The sequence below is a fragment of the Altererythrobacter sp. B11 genome, assembly GCF_003569745.1.
Classification (GTDB): Bacteria; Pseudomonadota; Alphaproteobacteria; order Sphingomonadales; family Sphingomonadaceae; genus Croceibacterium_C.
In genome coordinates, this window is record NZ_AP018498.1 from 2,115,427 (window position 1) to 2,131,534 (window position 16,108).

Consider the following 16,108-nt stretch of genomic DNA (forward strand, 5'->3'; position numbering starts at 1 on the left):
CCACGGGCCCGGCGGCCCCTAGATTCACTGCAAACACAGGAGACAGACCATGGCCACCAAGAGCGTCACCGATTCCAGCTTCCAGAGCGACGTGCTCGAATCCGATCAGCCGGTGCTGGTCGATTTCTGGGCGGATTGGTGCGGGCCGTGCAAGATGATCGCCCCGGCGCTGGAGGAAATCAGCGAGGAACTGGCGGGTAAGGTGACCATCGCCAAGATGGACATCATGGAAAACCCCGACGTGCCCGGCAAGCTGGGCGTGCAGTCGATCCCCTATATGGTGATCTACAAGAATGGGGAGCCGGTAGCCCAGAAGATCGGCGCCGCTCCCAAGAGCCAGCTGAAGGGCTGGATCGAAAGCGTCATCTGATCCCGGTCAGGCGGGGAATGCCGCGAGGCGCCCCGCCAGATCGTCCCACAAGTCCGGCGAGGCGGCACCGATCAGACCGGTGCGGCCTCGCTCGTTCGCCCGATAGGGCGATCCGTCGGGCCGCGCGGCCTTGCCGCCCGCCTCGTTCAGCCACAGCGCACCCGCCGCATGGTCCCACGCCAGCGTCCGCTCGAAAACGGACACGTCGTTCACCCCCAGCGCGAGGCGAGGATATTGCTCCGCCGCGCAATAGGGGATGTCGACCAGCCGGTAATGCGGTGCGATCGTATCGAGCATCGCCGCGCGCTTGGCATCGTCCATGAAGATCATGGAGATCGCGGCGACCGGCGGTTCCTCGCCCGTGGCACGGGCGCTGATCTGTTCCCCGTCCACGAAGGCGCCCTTGCCGAGGTGAGCGGCGCAGAAGCGGCCGCTCAGGCAATCGAAGATCCAGCCGGAATGCGCCTCGCCGCCATCGGCCAGCGCCACGATGATGCCGAAGGGCGCCTGCCCGGCGGCAAAATTGCGGGTGCCGTCCACCGGATCGACGATCCAACACGGCCCATCCAGCCGGTCGAGGATCGCAGGCTCGGCATGGGCCGCTTCCTCGCCCACGAAGCCGATGCCGGGGTTGAGCTTCGCCAGCCCTTCGCGCAGCGCCGCCTCGGCCTCGCGGTCGGCCACGGTCACGGGATCGTTGCCGCCCTTGTCGAACACTTCGCCTTCCGCAAGGTTCTGGAAGCGCGGCAGGATCACGTCCTGCGTCACCTGCCGCATCAGCGCGAGCATTTCGCGGTCGAGCAGGCTCACGAGCGGTAATCCGCATTGATGGCGATGTAGCCATGGGTGAGATCGCAGGTCCACACCGTGGCCGCGCCGTCGCCCAGTCCGATGTCCACCTCGAGGTCGATCTCCGCCCCGGCGAGGTGCTGTGCCACCGGCCCTTCGTCATAATCGGGCAGCGGCTGCCCGTCTCGCGCGGCCCAATGGCCGCCGAAGGCGATGCCCAGCCGGTCGCGGTCGGCCGGCTCGCCGGCCTTGCCCACGGCCATGACCACGCGGCCCCAATTGGCGTCGCCCCCGGCGATGGCGGTCTTCACCAGCGGCGAGTTGGCGATGGCGAGGCCGATCCGCCGCGCGCTCTCGTCGCTCATCGCGCCGCGCACATGCACGGCGATGAATTTCTGCGCCCCTTCGCCGTCGCGCACCACCAGATGGGCGAGCTGGCGACAGACATCGTGGATTGCCGCCGCAAAGGCATCGGCGCCTTCGCTGTCGAAGCTCTCCAGCCGCGCATTGCCGGCCTTGCCCGTGGCGAAGGCCAGCACCGTGTCGCTGGTGGAGGTGTCCGAATCCACCGTGATGCAGGAGAAGGTCTCGCGATTGGCGGCAGAGAGGCACTGCTGGAGGAAGTCCGGCGCCACCGCGGCATCGGTGACGATATAGCCCAGCATGGTCGCCATGTCGGGCGCGATCATGCCGCTGCCCTTGATGATCCCGCCCACCGTCACCCGCGTGCCGCCGATCACCGCCTGCGCCACCGCGCCCTTGGTAAAGGTGTCGGTGGTGCCGATGGTCGCCGCCGCCTCTTCCCAGCTGCAGGGCTGTGCCTCCAGCACCGCGGCCACGCCCGCGCGCGCCTTGTCCTTGGGCAGCGGCACGCCGATCACGCCGGTGGAGGAGACGAAGACTTCGGCGGGAGCGCAGCCGAGATGGTCGGCCACCTGCGCCATGATCTGCTCCACCGCCTCGCGCCCGCGATAGCCGGTGAAGGCATTGGAATTGCCGGCGTTGACGATCAGTGCCCGCGCGCTGCCTGCGGCCACATTCTCCCGCCCCAGTTCCACTTCGGAGGAACAGCAGACATTGCGCGTGAACACGCCCGCTACGCTCGTCCCCTCGTCGAAGGCGATATAGGTCAGGTCGCAGCGGTCCCACGCCTTGTAATGCGCCCGCGCGATGCGCGGCACGGCACCCGCGATCGGCGGAATGGCGGGGAAGGGCAGGGCGAGCGGCGAACGGGCGAGATCCATGGCCCCGGCCCTTATACTCGGCTCGTCCGCGCGTAAACGCGCTTCGCCGCTGGACCTTTGCGCGTCACGCACCTATCTTGCCGCGCAATGCTACGCCAGCTGCTCGCCGCATTCATCATGCTTACCGGCCTCGGGGCCGTTGCCGCGCCTGTGCAGGCGCGCGTGGTGGATGTGGAAAATGTGGGGCAGGCGCAGCTGCAGGATGCGGGCTGTGTGCTGCACGCCCGCTCGGCCGCCGCCGGCTACAGCTGGTCGCTCGATCGGCCGGATAGCGCACGCATGTGCCCGCGGCCGCGCATCGTGGTGATGCTGCCCCCGCTGATGCTGCAGGTCGACCGCGCGCACGAATAGCGCGTTTGCGTCAGAACCTTGTTCCACCGTGTTCCAGGGCCGCATGATCGCGTGCGGCCGCCCCCAATGCCATAGTTAGGAAACGCCCATGTTCGGCGCGCTCGCCAAGTCCATTTTCGGTTCGGCCAACGATCGTTACGTCAAGTCGCTGGAAAAGATCGTCGGCAATATCAACGCGCTGGAGCCCCAGCTCGAAGGCTTCTCCGATGAGGAGCTGGCGGCGCAGACGCAGAAGTTCCGCCAGCAGCTGGAAGCCGGGCAGACGCTGGACGACATCCTGCCCGAAGCCTTCGCCACCGTGCGCGAAGCGTCCAAGCGCGTGCTCGGCATGCGGCACTTCGATGTGCAGATGGTCGGCGGCATCGTGCTCCACCGCGGCGAGATTGCCGAAATGCGCACGGGCGAGGGCAAGACGCTGGTCGCCACGCTCGCCACCTATCTCAACGCGATCGAGGGCAACGGCGTCCACATCGTGACGGTGAACGATTACCTCGCCCGCCGCGACGCGGAGCATATGGGCCGGCTCTACAAGTTCCTTGGCCTCACCGTGGGCGTGATCGTGCCCAACCTCAGCGAGCCGCAGCGGCGCGATGCCTATGGCGCCGACATCACCTATGGTACCAACAACGAATTCGGCTTCGATTACCTGCGCGACAATATGAAGCACGAGCGGAGCCAGCAGGTGCACCGCCCGTTCAATTTCGCCATCGTGGACGAGGTGGACTCGATCCTGATCGACGAGGCGCGCACGCCGCTGATCATCTCCGGCCCCACGGAGGACAAGTCCGAACTTTATGTCTCGATCGACGCGATCGTGAAGGGGCTGGAGAAGGAATATTACGAGGCGGACGAGAAGAGCAAGAATGTCTCGCTGACCGAGGAGGGCGTGGAAGAGGTCGAGAAGCGGCTGATCGCCGCCGGCATGCTCGAAACCGAAAACCTCTACGACGTGGAGAACACGCAGGTCGTCCACCATCTGGACCAGGCGCTGCGCGCCGTGGTGATGTTCAAGCGCGACATCGATTACATCGTGAAGGACGGCAAGGTCGTCATCATCGACGAATTCACCGGCCGCATGATGGACGGGCGCCGCTGGTCCAACGGCCTGCATCAGGCGGTGGAAGCCAAGGAGGGCGTGAAGATCGAGCCCGAGAACCAGACCATGGCCTCGATCACCTTCCAGAACTATTTCCGCATGTATCCCAAGCTGGCCGGCATGACCGGCACCGCCGCCACCGAGGCGGCCGAGTTCTGGGACATCTACAAGCTCAATGTGGTGGAAATCCCCACCAACGTGCCGGTGCAGCGCATCGACGAGGAAGACGAGTTCTACAAGAACACGCAGGACAAGTTCCAGGCGATTGCCCGCGCCATCCGCGAGAAGAACGAGATCGGCCAGCCGGTTCTGGTGGGCACCGTCTCCATCGAGAAATCCGAACTGCTCAGCCATTTCCTCGACAAGGAAGGGGTGAAGCATGCCGTGCTGAACGCCCGCTTCCACGAACAGGAAGCGCATATCGTGGCGCAGGCCGGGCGGCTGGGCGCGGTGACCATCGCCACCAATATGGCCGGCCGCGGCACCGACATCCAGCTGGGCGGCAATGTGGACTTCCGCATCGAGGACGAATTGCGCGACCTGCCCGAAGGGCCGGAGCGTGACGCCGGGATCGAGCGGATCAAGGAAGAAGTCGCCGCCGAACGCCAGAAGGTGAAGGATGCCGGCGGCCTGTTCGTGCTCGGCACGGAACGGCATGAAAGCCGCCGGATCGACAACCAGCTGCGCGGCCGCTCGGGCCGCCAGGGCGACCCCGGCCTCAGCCGCTTCTACCTGTGCCTGGAAGATGATCTGCTGCGCATCTTCGGGCCGGATACGCTGTTCGCCAAGATGATGAACTCCAACCTCTCCGACGGCGAGGCGATCGGCTCGAAATGGCTCTCCAAGGCCATCGAGACGGCGCAGAAGAAGGTGGAGGCGCGCAACTACGAAGTGCGCAAGCAGGTCGTCGAATACGACAACGTGATGAACGACCAGCGGAAGGTGGTGTACGAGCAGCGCGCCGAAATCATGGACAGCGAGCGCGTGGACGATGTGGTGCTGGAAATGCGCCACGATGCCATCAACGCGATTGTCGGCACCGCATGCCCGCCGGGCTCCTACCCGGAGCAGTGGGATCTCGCCGGCCTCAAGGAGAAGATCGGCGATATCCTCGGCGTCGAGCCTCCGCTGGAGGACTGGCTGGAAGAAGACGCGGTCGATCCCGAACTGATCGAACAGCGCCTGCTGGATATCGCATCCGAGAAGATGGCCACCAAGATGGCCGACAATGACGAGACGATCTGGCGCCAGGTGGAAAAGAGCATCCTGCTCGACCGGCTAGATTATCACTGGAAGGAACACCTCGCCACGCTGGACGCGCTGCGCCAGGTGGTCTTCCTGCGCGCCTATGCGCAGAAGCAGCCGATCAACGAATACAAGCAGGAAGCCTTCGGCCTGTTCGAAAACATGCTGGAAACAATCCGCGAGGATGTGACGCGGGTGCTGATGACGATGGAACTGCGCCTCGCCCCGCCGCCGCCGCCGATCGATCTGCCGGAACTGCCCGATTTCCTCACCGGCCACGTCGATCCCTTCTCGGGCGAGGACGATTCGAACGATGGCGACGGTTCTGCCGGGCGGGAGGCGTTGTTCGGCGCGCTCGCCGGATCGCCCATGGCGGCGGTCGGCCCGGGCGGCTCCAACCGCGAGAATCCCTATGCGGGGATGGACATCAGCCGCAACGCCCCGTGCCCCTGCGGCTCGGGCAACAAATACAAGCACTGCCACGGCGCGGCATAGGCGCGCCGGCTGCGCTGGCGCGAGACCCCGGGTCAGGCCCGGGTAACGGGGTGGGGGGCGGTGGCGCTTCCCTACCTTCGTCATTCCCGCGCAGGCGGGAATCCGGCGCGGTCATCGCCCACCCATCCATAACGAAGCAGCGCAAACCCCTCGCAGCCCATTGCCCTCATCGTAACGACTGTTATGGTCGCGGCAGGATGCGAAAAGGCTACAACAATGGATAGGCGGCTGCCGCCGCTGCTCGTCGCGGTGTTCATCAATATCGCGGGCTTCAGCCTGATCCTGCCGCTGCTGCCGTTCTATGGGCAGGTGTTCGATGCCGGCCCGTTCGAGATCGCGCTGCTGTTCGCTGCCTACAGCTTCGGCAATGTCTTCGGCGAAATCCACTGGGGGCGTCAGTCCGACGTGTGGGGGCGGCGCAAGGTGCTGGCCATCACCACCTTCGTGGCGGGCCTCAGCTATTTCGCCTTCGCCTTCGCGCCCAGCCTGTGGGCGGCGATCGCCATCCGCATCGTCAGCGGCTTTTTCTCCGGCACGCTGGGCACCTGCCAGGGCTTCATCGCCGATGTCTCCCCGCCGGAGCGGCGGGCGAAGACCATGGGCTATTTCGGAGCGGCCTTCAGCCTGGGCTTCGCCTTCGGGCCGGTGATCGGCGGGTTGTTCGCTGGGGAAGCGGCGGTGGCTGCCAGCTTCCGCCTGCCGATCCTGATCGCCGGCACCTTCTCCATCCTCGCATCGCTGTGGTGCTTCGTGGTGCTGCGCGATGCGGTGGAGCCGCGCGGGAAGGGCGCGCCGCTGCCGCGCTATCACGAGGCCTTCACCTTCGTCGGCCGCCAGCCGCTGCTCCGCAGCCTGTTCGTGATCGGCTTCTTCGGCATCGCCGCCTTCGCTTCGATGGAGGCGATTTACGGCCTGTGGAGCGAGGAGAATTTCGGCTGGACCGCGCATGATCTCGGCTTCGCCTTCCTCGCCATCGGCGGCGGCGGGCTGGTGACCCAGCTCTTGCTGATCGGCCCGTTGGCGCATCGCTTTGGCGAAGCGCGGGTGATCCTGATCGGCCTTGCCGTGCTGGCGCTGGCCATGCTGCTGCAGCCGGTGATCCGGCTGCCCGTGGCGGGCGTGCTGCTGATGGGCCTGCTGATGGCCGGCCACAGCCTCGCCTTTCCATCCGCCGGCGCGCTGCTCTCGCGCAACACCCCGCCGGAGCGGCAGGGCGGGGTGATGGGGCTGTTGATGGCCTCCAACGCGGTGGGGCGCATCATCGCGCCGCCGCTGTTCGGGCTGATCTATGAGCACGGCGGGCATGATGCGCCCTGGTATCTCGGCGCGGTGATGATCGCGCTGGTGGCGCTGCTGGCCGGGCTGCCCGCGGTGCGGTTCAGCGACCGGGCTCGAGCGGCGGCTCCTTCCAGCTGAGCGGGCGGGCGACCTCCTCCAGCGGGCGACGTTCCGCGGCGACGCCGTAGAACAGCGTCACCAGCGCCGCCAGCAGCATCAGCCCGGCGCCGAACAGATAGCCGATCAACACCTGCCCGCGCGATCCGCTTTCGATCAGCAGGCCGAACACCCATGGCGCCACCGCCCCCAGCAGCGTGCCCAGCGCGTAGAAGATGGCGATCGCCAGCGCGCGCATCTCCAGCGGGAAATTCTCCGCCGCGGTGAGGTAGGCGGCGCTGGCGGCGGCCGAGGCGAAGAAGAAGGTCACGCTCCAGCACAGCGTCTGCGTGGTCGCGGTCAGATGGCCCTCGGCAAAGGCGAAACCCGTGGCGGCGAGGAGGATGCCCGATGCCGAATAGGTCAGCATGATCATCGGCCGCCGCCCCCAGCTGTCGAACAGCCGCCCCAGCAGCAACGGGCCGAGCACGTTCCCGGCCGCGAAGGGCAGGATGTAATAGCCGACCTGGGCGCTGGGCACGCTGTAGAAGTCGGTCAGCATCATCGCATAGGTGAAGAAGATCGCATTGTAGAAGAAGGCCTGCGCCGCCATCAGCACCAGGCAATAGAAGGTGCGTTTGGGATAGGTGCGGAACAGCGCGTGGAACACTTCCCCCATGCTGGTCGACCGGCGGGCATGAACATACATTTGCACTGGCTTTGCGTCGGGGATGTGGAGGCCCTGCATTTCCACCCGGGCTTCGATGGCTTCGATCACCCGCTCGGCCTCGTCCACGCGCCCGTGGGTCGCCAGCCAGCGCGGACTTTCCGGGAGAAAACGGCGCAGGAACAGGATGATGAGGCCAATGGCCGCCCCGCCGAAGAAGGCGATCCGCCAGCCATATTCCGGGTTCACCACCCGCGGATCGAGCAGCAGGATCGAAGCTCCGCTCGCCAGCGCCGCCCCCACCCAGAAGCTGCCGTTGATCACCAGATCCGTCCAGCCGCGCCGGCGGGCCGGGATAAGCTCCTGAATTGCCGAGTTGATCGCGGAATACTCGCCGCCAATCCCGGCGCCGGTGAAGAACCGCATGATGGCAAAGCTCGGCAGATCCCAGGTGAAGGCGGTGCCCGCGGTCGCCAGCAGATAGAGTCCCAGTGTCAGGGAAAACAAGCGCTTGCGGCCCCACCGGTCCGTCAGCCAGCCGAAGAACAGCGCCCCGCCGACCGCCCCTACAAGATAGGCCGAATTGGCCAGCCCCACATCGGAGGCGGTGAACCGCAGCACAGGGCTTTCGCGCAGCGCCCCGGCGACGGAGCCCGCCAGCGTGACCTCCAGCCCGTCGAGGATCCAGGTGATCCCCAGCGCCACCACCACCAGCCAGTGGAACCGGCTCCAGGGGAGGCGGTCCAGCCGCGCGGGAATGGCGGCGGCGCGATGCGCGGGGCTGCTGGCGATGGGAAGCTCCTCTCCTGCCTGTCCTCACCTTCGGGCGGGCAGAGTAGGCAACTCGTCTTTCACATCAAGTATCCGCGCTCCTTGCCATGCCGCAAAACTGGCGTAGCATCCGGCGCTGCGATGCTCGTCGCAGGGAGATACGATCCGTGAACAAGGCCAGCGCATTCCTCATCGCCGCCGCCGTCATCGCAGGTGCGGCGGCGCCCGCCTCCGCTCAGCAGGCCGAAGGGGGCACCGCCGCCCTCGCGGCGACGGTTTCCGACCCGCAGCGGCCGGAGGGCGACATCGCCCGCGATCCGCAGCGTAAACCGGCGGAGGTCGTGAAGTTCGCGGGCGTAAAGCCCGGTGACGTGGTGGCCGAAATCGCCCCGGGCGGCGGTTATTACACGCGCATCCTCGCGGGGGCGGTAGGGCCGGAGGGCCATGTCTACGCCATGATGCCGGCCGTCTTTGCCAATCGGCCGGGTGGGCTCGACGCCATCAATGCTCTCGCCAAACAGTATGGCAATGTCACAGTGGTGGTGGCCGATTTCGGTGATTTCACCCTGCCGCAGCCCGCCGATCTGGTGTGGACCACGGAGAACTATCACGATCTCGCCAATGGCGACATTGCCGCAGTTAATGCCGCCGTCTTCGCCGCGCTCAAGCCCGGCGGGATCTACTTCGTGGAGGATCATGCAGCGCCGGGAACCGGCACCTCCGCCACGCGCACGTTGCACCGGATCGACGAGGAGGCGGTGAAGCAGCAGGTCATGCAGGCCGGCTTCACGCTCGAAGCCGAGAGCGACCTGCTGCACAACCCCGCCGACCCGCATGATGTGAACCCGCGCGAGGTGCAGCCGACCAGCGACAAATTCGCCCTGCGTTTTCGCAAGCCGGGCTAGCCCGGCGAGAGAATTCGGTTCTCAGCTATCGCTCGGCTTGAACAGATAGTCGATCCGCACATCGCCCGAGCCGTTCGCGAAGGCGCGCAGCTGGTCTTCGGTTTGCAGGTGGCAGTCCCCACCATCCTCCCGCGGCACGCCGCGGATCACAAGCGTCTGCTCGGGATTGGTCCCGTCGCATGTCCCGCGTATCTCGATGAAGCCGTCGGCATAATGGGTCAGCAGCGAGAGCTGCACATCCTCTTCGCCGGCCGCCGGAACCCAGCTGACATAGACGCCGGAATCGATGAGCTTGTTCTGCGAACCCAGGATATTCTGCAGCACGCCGCTGCCCCCTTGGGTCACACCGTGGGCATCGGTCACCTCGCACGTCCCGGTGTTCGGGTCGTTTACGAAGGTGAACTGGCCGATGACCTCGCCGGGCGTGTTATCCTGAACGGTGTAGGCGGTGTATTCGATGTGGTCGGAGAAGGGGCATTGCTCCGCCTCGGCGAGGCTCCCGAGCATCTGCTGATTGCCGTACAAGCAACCTGACAAGGCAAAGCACAATCCCATGCTTGCCAGCACCTTGTATCCCACCATCGCTTTCCCCCCGATTCGCGGCGGACGCCGCAGGCGAAAGTTAACCTAGATGCGATCCTGCGCCTAGCGACCGCAGCAGCGCCGCAGGTTCGAAACGGGAAGATTGCGAAACTGAGTGAGGTGGAGTGTAAGATCGAGCCGATCAGGCACCTTCATCCGCGCCGGGAAGAGGCTGCGGCAGGCTATCGGCGATTTGAAGAGTGGCTCCCCGAGTTGGATCGCAGCTGCATCTCTATCCCCCTGAAAAGGTGTGCTCTGGTGGCTGTTGGGTTTGGAAAAGGCCCCCTAAGGAGCCCCCGAGTTGCTCAGTTGGCGTTGGCGAGAACGTCGGCCTTCCAGGCCTCGATGTCGCTTTCCAGCCATGCGACGCGGCCGCCGCCGATGGGGCGCGGGCGCGGGAATTCGTCGGCGGCGATTCGGCGGTAGATGGTGGCGCGGTGCAGCGAGGTTTCGCGCTCGACATCCTTCATCTTGAGCAGCCGGCCGGGCGCCGGCGTGCTGGCGGTGCTCATCATCGCTTCTTTCCTTCTGCTCTGGCCCAGTTGAGCCGCTTGGCCTGCTCTTCGGAGCCGCCCTGGTCGGGGTGCGCGCTGCGCATCTTCTCGCGCCAGGCGGCGTCGATCTCCGCTTCGGTCGCCTGCTGCCGAACTCCGAGCACCTGCCACCACTGCTCGGGCGCGGGCAGCGCAACGTGACCCGCGAAGGCCTGGCGCAAGTCGGCCACGCCCCAGCGCTCCTGGCCACGCAGCGCCTCGATGTGGGCGGCGATTGCGGCGATGTTGTCTGGCACGCTGGCCCACTTGTCGCAGGCGAGGACGTGCGGCCGCCCGTCCAGCTCGAAAAAGAAGGCCACGGCCGGATCGGCCGGAACGCCACGATCGCGCCGGGGCCGACCGTCGACGCGCAATTCGAAGTTGGTCGACAGCGTCAGCTCTCTCATCCGCCAGTCGCTGCCGGTCGGCGTCACCAGCGTTACCTGTTCACGCAGCCTGCCGAGCGCATCGTCCCACAGCAGCCGTTTGCCGCCCGACCGGAAGAGTGCCTCCTTCCTGTCCCATGCTCTTGTGCGCGGCCGGGCCGAGGGCCAGTCCACCGGATAGGCAAATTCGATCTGTGGTTCGTTCATGCGGCCGGCGCCTTTCGCTTCGGTTCGGCGCGGGCGCCAAGGCCGGCGATCGGGGCGGGCACGCGCGCGAGGGTGATGACGAGAACAGTGGGATTGCCGCTCCACTCGAGGCCGTTGGCGGAGAGCGGGACGGAGACGTCCCACGCGTGGGCCCAGGCGGCGAGGGTGGCGTAGCCTTCGGCCCGTGCTTCCTCGCCGGTGATCAGCTGCAGCGGCTGGCATTCGACCGCGAGGACGCGCGCGTGCTGGCGGTGCCACTGGCGCAGCAAATTGCGCGCGGGCCATTCCTTGCCGAGCTGCAGGCGCGCCACATCACCGGCGACCAGGCCGGCGGCAAAATAGGGTTCGGCGCCGAATTGCGCGGCCGCGGTTGGGCTGAGGCCGTCGTAGCGCGCGGCGAGCCGGTAGGGTTCGCGGATCCAGAGCAGCGCGCCCGGGGCAAGACCGCGATAAATGCCGCCAAGGGGGCGGCGCAGGCGAGTGCATTGCCCCGCGTTCCAGCTGTCGATCGAGGGACGGCGCAGGCTGAGCGGAAGCGCCGGCATCAGAAGATTTCATCCTGGCGGCACTGCAGGCAGCGGTTGCCGGGCCTGCAGTCCGGGCGCCCATAGGGGCAGGCGCCAATCTGGCCGATCGCCCATTTCGCCGCCGCAATGAGGCGGGAGAGGATCTTCATGCCGGCACGTCCGCCACTGCGGGCGCGGCGGGGCTTTCCTCTCCGGCTGGCTCGGCCGCAACATTGAAGGTGAGCGCGGGGTGCATCCAGTCACCCTCGGCATGTTCGAGCGCGCCGGCCGCGGCGCCCGAAAGCGTCTTGTCTGGCAGCTTCGGCCAGGCGCGGAAGGAATCGGCATCGACATGCGGCTGGGCGAGTTCGAGCCGCTTCATCTTCGGGAAGAGCGACAGGAAGGCAGGCGAGGGCTGCCAGTACTGGCGCAGCATGGCGTCCGATCCGCCGGCCAGCTCGGCCATCTTATCATGCGCAGCGACGCGCCATCCCGGTACATTGGCGGAGCGGATCAGGGCGAGCCCGGCGAGCACGCCGGCGCAGAGGTTCTTCTCGCTTTCGTCCAGGGCAACATAGGACGCGAGGCTCGCGGCCGGGTCCGGCTCCTTCATGAAGGGGAGGCTGGCGGCGCCGGCGACCATCACGTCCCAGCTCCTGGCCACGAGCTCCTCGGCAAAGAAGTCCCGCACCAGATCCGCGGGCTCGTCATCGCGCGCGGTCCAGTGGCTGGCGATCGGTCGGGTGCCGGTGTCCTGCTGGCTCGCGCCGCCGAGCTCCTGCCGCAGCAGCGACCAGATAAGGTAATCCCGGGCGACGGTGCCGCTCGGTTCGAACACCAGCACGTTGCGGAGCATCATGCGGCGAAGCGAGCGGACGATCTGCAAGCCGTCGGCGGTGAGGCCGTGCTCATCCTTCGCGGAGAGGCGCGCCGCCTGGGCGGCGGTGTAATCGCCGAAGGCATCGGCGCCGGTGACCTTTTGCCCGGTTGCGGGGACGACCGGTGTGGCCCCTGAGCTCGCCGCGTCCTTATCGCCGGTGCGTTCCGCCCGGCTGGCTTCCTTGCGCGCCTTGCGGCTGGCCCACCAGAAGCTGGTCTCGACATCGCCCGCGGCGGCGATCGCGATGGTGGCGACGATATCGCCCGCCGGCAGGACGATCTTGCGGCCGGCGCGATAGTCCGGGTCCAGCTTCAGCGACCAGTCGGTGGTACCAGCATTCTGCGGCGGTGCGGCGGCGAAGCGCAGATCCTTGCGCCCGGTCTTCTGCCGGATGCGATCGCGGTGCTCCGCGAGCCTGGTCTCGGCCAGCTGGCGCAGCAGGGTCTCGTCCGTCACGCGGCCGCGCTCTTCCGGACCATCGGCGAACAGATCCAGCTCGAAGCGTCCGCCGGCGGAGCGATAGGCCTCGTCACCCACGAAGCGGAGCAGCTTCTCCAGCTCGCGATCGCCGATCTTCAGGAATGCGCGGATGGCGTTGGCGTGATGCTCCCACTGCGGCCGGGTGGACAAATGGCGCCAGGCGAGCAGCTGCAGCTCCTGGTCCTCGGTGGCCGCATAGGCGCGGGCCTCGTCGATCGAGAGCTGGCCTTCGGCATAGGCGGCGAAGATCTCCGGCGCGAGTTCGCCCAGGCGCAGCTGCTGCCGCACCCATTCCACGCGCTGGCCGGTACGGGTGGCGATTTCCTCCACCGAAGCGCCTTGCGCGCGGGCGCGCGCGATCGCGGCATGCACCTCGTAAGGGCGAAGTTCGCGCCGCAGCAGGTTTTCGGAGAGCGAAAGCTCAGTGATCTCCGCCGGCGGCAGATCGCGAACGACGGCATCGATGGGCCAGTCGGTGGGCAGATCGCCGCGGCCGATCAACTGGCCGATGGCGCGGTGGCGGCGACCGCCCGCGAGGACGCCATGGGTTCCGTCCGGTAGCGGATGGACAGTGAGCGGATAGATCAGCCCGTGCGCGAGGATCGATGCCTCGAGCGCTTCGGTCGCCTCCGCATCCTCCCGGTTCTGGCGGACGTTGAGCGGGGAGATCACCAGCTGGGCATGGGTGAAGGTGCGGAAGGTCATGGGAGAGGCTCCGAATGGGCGGGGGGCGGCAGGGGCGCAGGGTCGGTGAGCAGGCGCGCGAGGCCGAAGCCCGCGGCAGCCAGAAGGGCGCCAAAGATCCAGGCGGCGAGGGCGAGAACGATCCAGACGGCGAGGCGACGCCGCCGGATGCGTCGATCGCGATTGTTCCAGTAGGGATCATCCCACTGGCCACTCATGCGAGACCAAGCGCCGCTTTGTAGGTGTCGAGCACCATCTCCATCTCGCGGCGATCGTCGGGCTTCATCTTCCGAAGGCGGACGATCTCCCGCATCATGCGCGTGTCGTAGCCGACCGCTTTGCCCTCGGCGTAGACGTCGCGAACGTCGTCAGAGATGCCCTTCTTCTCTGCCTCGAGCCGCTCGATCCGTTCGATGAGCAGGCGCAGGCGGTCGTCAGTGGCGTCAGCCATGAGGAAGCTCCGATAGAAGTGTGCAGAGGAGGAGGGCGGCCGCGTAAGCGAGCAGCAGGGCACCAGCGAGCCGCCACCAGCCCCAGCGGGCGAGGAGGAGCCATTCAGCGGGGCTCACAGTCGCGCCTCAATGGTGAAGCCGTCCGTGCGCATGCCCGCCTCGGCCGCGAAATCGAGGAGCGCGCTTTGCGAGCCCTGGAAAACGCCAAGGGCATAGCCGAGCGCAGGGCCGAAGGCTGTGAGGGCCACACCGCGTGAACTGGCGGAATCGAGCACCCGCCCGAGCGTCAACGCCGCCTGCGTGGCCGAGTGCACGGCCAAGTCGACGATTTCGTCGATCAGCTCTGGCCTGCCACGGGCCATTCCGCTTTCCTCGAGCTGTTTGCGCAGCGCCGCGCGAAAAAGGGCTTCTGCCTCTGCGGACGGTTGCAGGACTTCCCCCATCATGCCGGGGCTCCTTCGCCGGAAGCGCCGGCGAGGTGCAGGCCGGGGCTGGGCGCGGGGCGGTGGGCGCAGGCGGTGCAAAGCTCCGCATTGTGATCCGTCCAGGCGCAGGGGGCGCCGGAGCGCACACAGGGATCATGCCAGCTGCAGCCGCAGGAGCGGCAGATCTGCGGCACCGGCAATGTTCCGTCCGACGCAGGGTCCGCGTGGAGATCGATCAGCTGGGCGTAGACCGACCAGTCGAAACGGAAGGCATGCTGCAGCAGCTCTGCCTCGGCCAAGGTGAAGGGCTCCGTATCGTCCTCGGCCGCGCCGATGCGCGCGGCGAGGCGGGCGATCTCGGCCGGGCCGGGCCACATGACGGCGAAGGGAAGGGCGGCGAGCTCGGCGGCCACCTGGCGGATGCCCATGCGCGCAGCCTCGCGACGCAGGCGCAGATAAGCGCCGGGCGTGATGATCCCGGTGGCGACGTCGACCGGGCCTGTTGTTCCTTGACACATGGCAGAGCACTCCCGCCGCAGGGATCGCGCCCCGCGTGGACTGGGGTTGGAGAGGGTTCGGAGGGGTTGCGAGGCGGGCCGGGAGGCGGCCCGCCTCGCAAAGGACGCTCCGCGCTCGGTCAAACGCGGAGCGCTGGCCGATCAGGGCGGGCCGGTAGGGCGGTGGCCTTCCGCCAGCTGCGCAGGGGGCTGCAGCATTGGCAGGATGAGCTTGAGCGCGTCGAACGCCTCAATGCACTCGCGCAGGGCCTCGGCCGTGTCCTGCGGCGTGGCGCCGGGGCGGGCTGCGTGGACGATGGCGGCGTGTGCTTCGCCGCCTTCCTTGATCACCTCGAAGGCCTGGGCGAGCAGCTCGTGCCGATCGGCGAAGCGGGATAGCTCCGCCAGCTCCAGCTGGAGCGAATAGGTTTCGTGGATCGGGGCCCCGGTGCCGCCGGCGCGCTGATAGGCGAGATCGAGCTCGATTGCACAGTCGATCGGGATCTGCTCGCGCGTGTCGGGATCGCCCCAATTGCGCACGGTGCGCTCCTGCCGGTCGGCGAGCTCGGCCATTTCGCGCCAGCCCCCGGGCAGCTGTCCCGCGATGCGCGCCAGCGCAGCGTCGACGGAGAGGGGCGCGCGCAGCTTGGTCATGGCCGACCGCGCCGGCGTGAGATGGTACCGCCGGCTCCGCGGTGCCGCGGTTCGGCCTCCCGGCGCGGCCACGCCGCGTGAGGCGCGCGCCCGCCGGCGGGCGCGGTGGCAAAGTGGGCCCGCGACCGCAAGTGACGCGCGTTCCCGGGCTGGATAGCGCGAGGGGCCATGAACGGGTTCATGAGCGCACACCTTCGAGCGGATCGCCGGTGGTGGCTGTCTTGGCAACGGAGGCCGCTGGCTCGGGGGATTCAGCGAGTGGGTAGATGTCCGCCCGTAGCTCGTGACGGGATATGCCTGTGGCCGCTTCTACGGCGAGAACATACTCGGCCGGCAGCGGCTTTTCGTCCCGCAGCCAGTCGTGGATCACCGACTGACGCTTGCCGATCAGGCGCCCGAACGCAGTTTGCGAGCCCGCCTTGCGAACTGCCAGCGCCAGAGCGCTTTCCGATTCATGCTCTAACGCCATACCGGTTTGCTAACGGAATAACGTTTGAGTCGCAACCGATAAATCG

General features: G+C 67.2%; 20 protein-coding genes. 5 read left to right on the forward strand and 15 right to left on the reverse strand.

Features of this window, described 5'->3' with window-relative positions; genetic code table 11:
* The first annotated feature begins 49 nt into the window (after positions 1–49).
* Entirely contained in the window at positions 50–370 is a 321-nt protein-coding gene (gene trxA, locus AEB_RS10070; protein ID WP_119083072.1) for a thioredoxin, read from the forward strand.
* Positions 371–376: 6 nt separating this feature from the next.
* Here trxA and AEB_RS10075 read toward each other — a convergent pair whose 3' ends face one another.
* Positions 377–1,159 (reverse strand): inositol monophosphatase family protein, encoded by a 783-nt coding sequence (locus tag AEB_RS10075; protein ID WP_119084579.1) that lies wholly within the window; start codon positions 1,157–1,159, stop codon positions 377–379.
* A 17-nt stretch (positions 1,160–1,176) separates the two neighbouring features.
* Complete coding sequence (gene argJ / locus AEB_RS10080) at positions 1,177–2,403, reverse strand: bifunctional glutamate N-acetyltransferase/amino-acid acetyltransferase ArgJ (protein ID WP_119083073.1); 1,227 nt, start codon at positions 2,401–2,403, stop codon at positions 1,177–1,179.
* Between the two features lie 87 nt (positions 2,404–2,490).
* Here argJ and AEB_RS10085 point away from each other — a divergent pair, with 87 nt between their 5' ends.
* The 3 genes from AEB_RS10085 to AEB_RS10095 all read left to right on the forward strand — a co-directional run bounded on the left by AEB_RS10085 (position 2,491) and on the right by AEB_RS10095 (position 7,006).
* Entirely contained in the window at positions 2,491–2,754 is a 264-nt protein-coding gene (locus AEB_RS10085; protein ID WP_119083074.1) for a hypothetical protein, read from the forward strand.
* An 88-nt stretch (positions 2,755–2,842) separates the two neighbouring features.
* Complete coding sequence (gene secA / locus AEB_RS10090; RefSeq protein WP_119083075.1) at positions 2,843–5,590, forward strand: preprotein translocase subunit SecA; 2,748 nt, start codon at positions 2,843–2,845, stop codon at positions 5,588–5,590.
* 216 nt (positions 5,591–5,806) lie between these two features.
* Positions 5,807–7,006, forward strand: coding sequence for an MFS transporter (locus tag AEB_RS10095; protein WP_172593055.1), 1,200 nt, complete (start codon positions 5,807–5,809; stop codon positions 7,004–7,006).
* On the opposite strand, the gene AEB_RS10100 is transcribed toward AEB_RS10095, so the two are convergent.
* A complete protein-coding gene (locus AEB_RS10100; RefSeq protein ID WP_231958664.1) occupies positions 6,969–8,336 on the reverse strand; it encodes an MFS transporter in 1,368 nt (455 codons plus the stop codon). The genes AEB_RS10095 and AEB_RS10100 overlap by 38 nt on opposite strands.
* 233 nt (positions 8,337–8,569) lie before the next feature.
* On the opposite strand from AEB_RS10100, the gene AEB_RS10105 reads away from it, so the two are divergent.
* Positions 8,570–9,307, forward strand: coding sequence for a class I SAM-dependent methyltransferase (locus AEB_RS10105; protein ID WP_119083078.1), 738 nt, complete (start codon positions 8,570–8,572; stop codon positions 9,305–9,307).
* A gap of 21 nt (positions 9,308–9,328) precedes the next feature.
* On the opposite strand, the gene AEB_RS10110 is transcribed toward AEB_RS10105, so the two are convergent.
* The 12 genes from AEB_RS10110 to AEB_RS10160 all read right to left on the reverse strand — a co-directional run bounded on the left by AEB_RS10110 (position 9,329) and on the right by AEB_RS10160 (position 16,062).
* Positions 9,329–9,814 (reverse strand): hypothetical protein, encoded by a 486-nt coding sequence (locus tag AEB_RS10110; RefSeq protein ID WP_145985291.1) that lies wholly within the window; start codon positions 9,812–9,814, stop codon positions 9,329–9,331.
* Between the two features lie 380 nt (positions 9,815–10,194).
* Positions 10,195–10,404, reverse strand: coding sequence for a helix-turn-helix transcriptional regulator (locus AEB_RS10115; RefSeq protein WP_231958665.1), 210 nt, complete (start codon positions 10,402–10,404; stop codon positions 10,195–10,197).
* Complete coding sequence (locus AEB_RS10120) at positions 10,401–11,015, reverse strand: J domain-containing protein (RefSeq protein ID WP_119083080.1); 615 nt, start codon at positions 11,013–11,015, stop codon at positions 10,401–10,403. Before AEB_RS10120 ends, AEB_RS10115 begins: the two co-directional genes overlap by 4 nt.
* A complete protein-coding gene (locus AEB_RS10125; RefSeq protein ID WP_119083081.1) occupies positions 11,012–11,560 on the reverse strand; it encodes a hypothetical protein in 549 nt (182 codons plus the stop codon). The genes AEB_RS10120 and AEB_RS10125 overlap by 4 nt, the downstream gene beginning before the upstream one ends.
* Entirely contained in the window at positions 11,560–11,691 is a 132-nt protein-coding gene (locus AEB_RS18540; protein ID WP_269461543.1) for a hypothetical protein, read from the reverse strand. The genes AEB_RS10125 and AEB_RS18540 overlap by 1 nt, the downstream gene beginning before the upstream one ends.
* Positions 11,688–13,586, reverse strand: a complete 1,899-nt coding sequence (locus AEB_RS10130) for a ParB/RepB/Spo0J family partition protein (protein ID WP_119083082.1) — start codon at positions 13,584–13,586, stop codon at positions 11,688–11,690. The genes AEB_RS18540 and AEB_RS10130 overlap by 4 nt, the downstream gene beginning before the upstream one ends.
* Positions 13,583–13,783: a hypothetical protein gene (locus AEB_RS10135; RefSeq protein WP_119083083.1), complete on the reverse strand. Its 201-nt coding sequence runs from the start codon at positions 13,781–13,783 to the stop codon at positions 13,583–13,585. Before AEB_RS10135 ends, AEB_RS10130 begins: the two co-directional genes overlap by 4 nt.
* Positions 13,780–14,016: a DUF2312 domain-containing protein gene (locus AEB_RS10140; RefSeq protein WP_119083084.1), complete on the reverse strand. Its 237-nt coding sequence runs from the start codon at positions 14,014–14,016 to the stop codon at positions 13,780–13,782. The genes AEB_RS10135 and AEB_RS10140 overlap by 4 nt, the downstream gene beginning before the upstream one ends.
* 114 nt (positions 14,017–14,130) lie before the next feature.
* Positions 14,131–14,463, reverse strand: coding sequence for a hypothetical protein (locus AEB_RS10145; protein WP_145985292.1), 333 nt, complete (start codon positions 14,461–14,463; stop codon positions 14,131–14,133).
* A complete protein-coding gene (locus tag AEB_RS10150) occupies positions 14,460–14,960 on the reverse strand; it encodes a hypothetical protein (RefSeq protein WP_119083086.1) in 501 nt (166 codons plus the stop codon). The genes AEB_RS10145 and AEB_RS10150 overlap by 4 nt, the downstream gene beginning before the upstream one ends.
* Positions 14,961–15,101: 141 nt before the next feature.
* Complete coding sequence (locus tag AEB_RS10155; protein WP_119083087.1) at positions 15,102–15,593, reverse strand: hypothetical protein; 492 nt, start codon at positions 15,591–15,593, stop codon at positions 15,102–15,104.
* A 178-nt stretch (positions 15,594–15,771) separates the two neighbouring features.
* Positions 15,772–16,062, reverse strand: coding sequence for a transcriptional regulator (locus AEB_RS10160; RefSeq protein ID WP_119083088.1), 291 nt, complete (start codon positions 16,060–16,062; stop codon positions 15,772–15,774).
* Positions 16,063–16,108 lie beyond the last annotated feature (46 nt).

Excerpts from the sequence above, each read along its gene's own strand:
- trxA (WP_119083072.1), top strand. The coding sequence starts at position 50 with ATGGCCACCAAGAGCGTCACCGATTCCAGCTTCCAGAGCGACGTGCTC.
- AEB_RS10075 (WP_119084579.1), bottom strand. The coding sequence starts at position 1,159 with ATGCTCGCGCTGATGCGGCAGGTGACGCAGGACGTGATCCTGCCGCGC.
- argJ (WP_119083073.1), bottom strand. The coding sequence starts at position 2,403 with ATGGATCTCGCCCGTTCGCCGCTCGCCCTGCCCTTCCCCGCCATTCCG.
- AEB_RS10085 (WP_119083074.1), top strand. The coding sequence starts at position 2,491 with ATGCTACGCCAGCTGCTCGCCGCATTCATCATGCTTACCGGCCTCGGG.
- secA (WP_119083075.1), top strand. The coding sequence starts at position 2,843 with ATGTTCGGCGCGCTCGCCAAGTCCATTTTCGGTTCGGCCAACGATCGT.
- AEB_RS10095 (WP_172593055.1), top strand. The coding sequence starts at position 5,807 with ATGGATAGGCGGCTGCCGCCGCTGCTCGTCGCGGTGTTCATCAATATC.
- AEB_RS10110 (WP_145985291.1), bottom strand. The coding sequence starts at position 9,814 with ATGCTCGGGAGCCTCGCCGAGGCGGAGCAATGCCCCTTCTCCGACCAC.
- AEB_RS10115 (WP_231958665.1), bottom strand. The coding sequence starts at position 10,404 with ATGATGAGCACCGCCAGCACGCCGGCGCCCGGCCGGCTGCTCAAGATG.
- AEB_RS10120 (WP_119083080.1), bottom strand. The coding sequence starts at position 11,015 with ATGAACGAACCACAGATCGAATTTGCCTATCCGGTGGACTGGCCCTCG.
- AEB_RS10125 (WP_119083081.1), bottom strand. The coding sequence starts at position 11,560 with ATGCCGGCGCTTCCGCTCAGCCTGCGCCGTCCCTCGATCGACAGCTGG.
- AEB_RS18540 (WP_269461543.1), bottom strand. The coding sequence starts at position 11,691 with ATGAAGATCCTCTCCCGCCTCATTGCGGCGGCGAAATGGGCGATCGGC.
- AEB_RS10130 (WP_119083082.1), bottom strand. The coding sequence starts at position 13,586 with ATGACCTTCCGCACCTTCACCCATGCCCAGCTGGTGATCTCCCCGCTC.
- AEB_RS10135 (WP_119083083.1), bottom strand. The coding sequence starts at position 13,783 with ATGAGTGGCCAGTGGGATGATCCCTACTGGAACAATCGCGATCGACGC.
- AEB_RS10140 (WP_119083084.1), bottom strand. The coding sequence starts at position 14,016 with ATGGCTGACGCCACTGACGACCGCCTGCGCCTGCTCATCGAACGGATC.
- AEB_RS10145 (WP_145985292.1), bottom strand. The coding sequence starts at position 14,463 with ATGATGGGGGAAGTCCTGCAACCGTCCGCAGAGGCAGAAGCCCTTTTT.
- AEB_RS10150 (WP_119083086.1), bottom strand. The coding sequence starts at position 14,960 with ATGTGTCAAGGAACAACAGGCCCGGTCGACGTCGCCACCGGGATCATC.
- AEB_RS10155 (WP_119083087.1), bottom strand. The coding sequence starts at position 15,593 with ATGACCAAGCTGCGCGCGCCCCTCTCCGTCGACGCTGCGCTGGCGCGC.
- AEB_RS10160 (WP_119083088.1), bottom strand. The coding sequence starts at position 16,062 with ATGGCGTTAGAGCATGAATCGGAAAGCGCTCTGGCGCTGGCAGTTCGC.